The 4,921-nt window shown below is 34.5% G+C and carries 3 protein-coding genes; all 3 read left to right on the forward strand.

Annotated elements, in window-relative coordinates; genetic code table 11:
* Positions 1–8 precede the first annotated feature (8 nt).
* Genes Q0L68_RS16325 through Q0L68_RS16335 form a run of 3 tightly spaced genes read left to right on the forward strand, consistent with a single transcriptional unit; the run spans position 9 to position 4,722 of the window.
* Positions 9–164 carry a heme NO-binding domain-containing protein gene (locus tag Q0L68_RS16325; protein ID WP_296705234.1) on the forward strand — a complete coding sequence of 52 codons (156 nt, stop codon included), beginning with the start codon at positions 9–11 and terminating at the stop codon, positions 162–164.
* Positions 161–4,225 carry a PAS domain S-box protein gene (locus Q0L68_RS16330; protein WP_296705231.1) on the forward strand — a complete coding sequence of 1,355 codons (4,065 nt, stop codon included), beginning with the start codon at positions 161–163 and terminating at the stop codon, positions 4,223–4,225. Before Q0L68_RS16325 ends, Q0L68_RS16330 begins: the two co-directional genes overlap by 4 nt.
* 2 nt (positions 4,226–4,227) lie before the next feature.
* Positions 4,228–4,722 carry a phosphoheptose isomerase gene (locus tag Q0L68_RS16335; protein WP_296705233.1) on the forward strand — a complete coding sequence of 165 codons (495 nt, stop codon included), beginning with the start codon at positions 4,228–4,230 and terminating at the stop codon, positions 4,720–4,722.
* Positions 4,723–4,921: the final 199 nt, after the last annotated feature.

Genomic DNA, 4,921 nt, shown 5'->3' on the forward strand with positions numbered 1-4,921 from the left:
ATTCATTAGTGCTTCATTACATTTCAAAGCGTAAAGGTCTGGCGGGTTTTATGAAAGGATTGATTTCTGGATTAGGAAAAATGTTTGAAACTCCTGTAGAAGTAATACACCTACACGGCAAAGAGGATGGACATTCTTATGAAGCATTTAAAGTAAAGTGGTGAGCAAAAATGAATTACATATTGAAATTAAAAAAAGTCACATAGACAGGACTTTTCCTTTTCATTTTGCGATATCAAAGAGTGGATCTATTGATTTTTTTGGCCCAAGTTTTCAAAAAATGATGGGGGATGTCAATGGAAAATTTTTTAAAGATTTATTTTTTATTGAGCGTCCTAGAGATACCAAGTTTGACTTCAAAAAAATAGCCCAAAGTCAAGAAAAGGCTTTTTTACTGAAGAGGAAGTCAACAAAACCCACCCTTTTCAGGGGACAGTTTGAGTATTTTGAGGATAATGAATTACTTCTATTTCTTGGGAGCCCTTGGTTTAGTTCGATTGAGGAACTGGTGGCTAACGATTTGTCGATCTCTGACTTTGCTCCTTTAGATCCTTTAGTAGACCTACTTCATTTGATTAAAAATCAAGAGTTGGTTACGTCGGATTTAAAAGAATTAATCGACAAGATTAAGTATCAAAAAGAAAATCTTGAAAATTTATCCTTAGTGGCAAGTGCCAATTTGAATGGAGTGATTTTCACCAAAGAAAATGGGCAAATCACATATGTAAATGAAGGATATTTAGAATTAACTGGGTTTGAGTTAAAAGAAGTTTTAGGTAAGACCCCGATAGAAATGGGAAGAGGGGAGCAGACAGAGAGTCAAGAAATGAAAATAATGTTGGACTCTTTTTATAAGAAAGAACCATTTAAGGTTGAATTAAAGCATTACAGAAAAAATGGAACTTGGTTTTGGGCGAGAGTAAACGGTCAGGTTGCTCTTGATAAGAAAGGGGATTTTCTTCATTTTTTCACTTTATTGGAAGATATCACCGAAGAAAAATTATCCAAAAAGAGGATAAAAGATTTTGAAGAAACTTTCAGGCAGGTATTGGAATTCTCCGGAGATAATGTTTGGGAGCATGATTTCAAAACTGGAAGGACCATCTTTTCCAACAAAGCAAAAAACTTTCTAGGTCTCAAATTTGATGAGTATTCCAACCTAGAGGATGTTTGGTATTCGCATGTATATAAAGAAGATCTTTATCTATTAGGTGAAAACGACCAAAATTACAAAAAAGGGAAAATTTCATCTCATCAACTGGAATACCGGATGATTCATGAGGATGGAAGTGTCAGATGGGTGAATGACAGAGGGATTGTAATTGAAAAAGACGCAAAGGGTTTTCCTTTGAAAATTATTGGAACCCATTCAGATATCACAAACCAAAAAAACGCAGAAAAAGAGCTCACTGATCTTAATAAGAAATTGGGAAGTGTTTTAAATGAATTGAGGGATGTTATTTGGTCTGTGACTTACCCAGAAATGGATAGTATATTTTTTACTCCTTCGGCCGAAGATCTTTTTGGGCTAGATATGGAAACCATGATGAAAGATAAATCCTGGTGGGCCAAATCAATTCATCCAGGTGATCAGCATGTCTTGAAAGATATAATAGATGAAGTAAATGAGAACAAAGAATATACTAAAGAGTACCGTATTGTAACACCATCACAAAAAGTAAAATGGGTTCAAAATAAAGGAAAGTTGATTTTTGAAGATGGGGAACCTGTGAGAATGAATGGGATTTTAGTTGATATTACTGAGCGAAAAAAAACTCAAGAACTATTAGAAAACCAAGAACAACTCAAAAACATATTAATAGATATTTCTTCAACCTATATCAATATTGATTTGGAAGAAGTGGATGAAAGAATAAACGCTTCATTAGAAAAAATCGGGGAGTTCGTAAACGCTGATAGAGCTTATATCTTTTCATATAACCTCAGTGAATTTACATGCTCCTGTACTCATGAGTGGTGCGCTATTGGTATTTCGCAAGAAATAGAAAATACTCAAAATGTGCCTTTGGAATACGTACCTCAATGGTATGAAGTACATTCAAAAGGAGAATCTTTTTTAGTAGAGGACGTTTCCTTGCTCAAGGAAAAAGGAATGGAAGGCCTACATGACATACTTGAACCTCAGGGGATCAAAAGCTTGATTGCTATCCCTATGATGTTTAAAGATGATCTTTTGGGTTTTGTAGGCTTTGACTCTGTAAAAGAGCAACATACTTATTCCAAAAAAGAAGTTGAGCTTTTGTTCGTCTTTGCCCAAATGCTTGTCAATGTGCAAAAAAGGAAACAATCTGAGAAAAGGTTATTTCAGCAAGAAGAAAAATTTAGAAATATCATTTCAAACATGAATTTGGGTCTACTTGAGGTAGATCTTGAAGAGAACGTTCTCCATGCAAATCAAACATTTTGTAAAATGGCGGGATGGGAATTGAAGGATTTGGTTGGGAAAAAAGCGATAGACCTTTTACTGAATGATTCAGATAAAGAAAGATTATTAACAAAGTCTGAAAGCCGGAAAACTGGTATTTCAGATTCCTATGAATTAAAGTACCAAAGACCCAATGGCGAATACCGATGGTGGTTTATTAGCGGTGCACCAAATTATAATGATAGAAATGAGTTAATCGGCTCCATAGGAATCCATCTTGATATTACTGATCAAAAAAGACTTGAAGAGGAATTGATTAGGCAAAGGGAAGAAGCTGAAAAGTCTAAAAGAGCAAAGGAGACTTTTTTTGCAAATATGAGTCATGAGATCAGAACTCCAATGAATGCTATTGTAGGAATGGGTGAGCAATTGGCAAAAACAAGTCTTAACGATCAACAGGTTAAATTCCTAAAGGCGATCCAAAACTCTGCAAGCCACCTAATGGTGATCATCAAAGATATTTTGGATTTATCAAAACTTGAGGCAGGAAAAATGACTATTGAATCGATTGGTTTTAAACCAAAGAACTTAATAGATCATGCATTTGGAATGATGAATGAGAAAGCTGAAAGTAAAGGCTTAGAGTTTTCTGTTCTAAAATATGATAAAAAGATCAAGGAAGTCTTAATTGGTGATCCAATTAGAATTAGTCAAGTCATTCTAAACCTCCTTTCAAATGCAATTAAGTTTACCGAAAAAGGAAAAGTCTCTCTACAATGTGATCTCATTTCAGAAAATAATATAGAGCAGGAAATAAAATTTATTGTAAAGGATACAGGTATTGGAATGGAAGAGTCCTTTATCAAAAGCAATTTTGAAAAATACGTTCAAGAAGATACCACAATTACAAGGAAGTATGGAGGTACCGGACTTGGTTTGAGTATTACTAAAGAACTTATCCAATTAATGGGGGGTACAATGCAAATTGAGTCTCAAAAAGGAATTGGTTCAAAAATTTCTGTTGAACTGATACTTCCCAAGGGTAAGGAGAGTGACTTACCTATTGATCTTCCTATTTCCATCGATCACGATTCATTAAAAGGAAAGAAGGTTTTGATTGTTGATGATAATGAATTCAATCGTCTGGTTGCTTCTACCATTTTAGAACAACATGATATTATTACTTCCTCTGCTGTCAATGGAGAAGATGCCGTAAATGCAGTCAAAAAGGAATCGTATGATTTGATTTTGATGGATGTGCAAATGCCAGTCATGGATGGAATTATGGCAACCAAAATTATTAGAGAAGAATTAGGTTCATCAGTTCCGATTGTTGCTCTAACCGCATTCGCGATGAGAGGAGATAAAGAGAAATATCTTTCAAAAGGAATGAACGGATTTTTAGCAAAGCCTTTTCAGGAAAATGAATTACTGAACCTTGTTTCAGGGCTATTTAAAGGAAAGCCAATTCAAGAAAATCTGAAAATATTAAAAGAGACAGAAAATCTTGATCGGTATTCATTGGATGAATTAGAGGCAATTTCTAAGGGTAATTCCATATTTATGGAAAAAATGATAGAGACTTTTCAGACAAGTGTTCTTATTTCCATGGAACAGGCCAAGAAAGCGTTCCAGGAAAATGATTTTGAGCGAGTGAGAAAACTAGCTCATAAGATCAAACCATCTATTAAAATGCTAAGAATACATGAAATAAGTGATGAGGTGATAGAAGTAGAGAGAGAAATTGAAGAGCAGAAAAAATCAGAAAGAATGGTTTATTTAATTGATCATTTAGATAGAGTCCTTCATTGGGTAGCTAACGATATGAAATCAAAATAGAAATGAAAACAAAAGAAGAAATATTTGAGTATGCTGAGTCCCTCATGGAAAAGATGGGACTCGAGATAATCAAACAAGATAGAAATCGTCCATGGGGTGGTTTTCTGGTTTTAGACGAAAGACAAGCAGCTCAGTTTGCGAAGAGCTTTTTTCCGGAAGAAGATTTTGAATCTTTGAAGATATCCGAAAAGTTGAGCCCAAAAATTTTATTAGTAGCCCCTGAAAAACGATTGAGTTGGCAATATCATTTTAGAAGAGCCGAGATTTGGAGATGTATTTCAGGTAAAGTAGCAGTGGCCACTAGTGACAGTGATACTGAAAAAGAAATCCAAACACTAACAAAGGGTGATAAAATCAAATTAAAGCAAGGTGAGAGACATCGTTTGATCGGCTTGGAAGATTGGGGAATTGTGGCTGAAATTTGGCAACACACTGATGCATCAAATCCCTCAGATGAAGAGGATATAGTACGTCTTCAAGATGATTTCGGAAGATGATTGTAAAGAACTCTGATTCCAATTTATAGAATAAAATTCCATTTTTTGGAATATTAAGTTTTGAAAAGTGCCTTAGATTGATTCTAAGGCACTTTTTTGTTTTGGTCTCAAATTGGAAATATGTATTCGAAATTAGAAACAATGAAAAATATAAAAATTTTACCTGCCTTTATAGTAGATGACGATCCTTTCTGGACTG

The sequence above is a fragment of the Algoriphagus sp. genome, assembly GCF_024642405.1.
In the GTDB taxonomy this organism is placed as follows: domain Bacteria; phylum Bacteroidota; class Bacteroidia; order Cytophagales; family Cyclobacteriaceae; genus Algoriphagus.

Coding starts and splice junctions, on each gene's coding strand:
- Q0L68_RS16335 (WP_296705233.1), top strand. CDS start 4,228: ATGAAAACAAAAGAAGAAATATTTGAGTATGCTGAGTCCCTCATGGAA.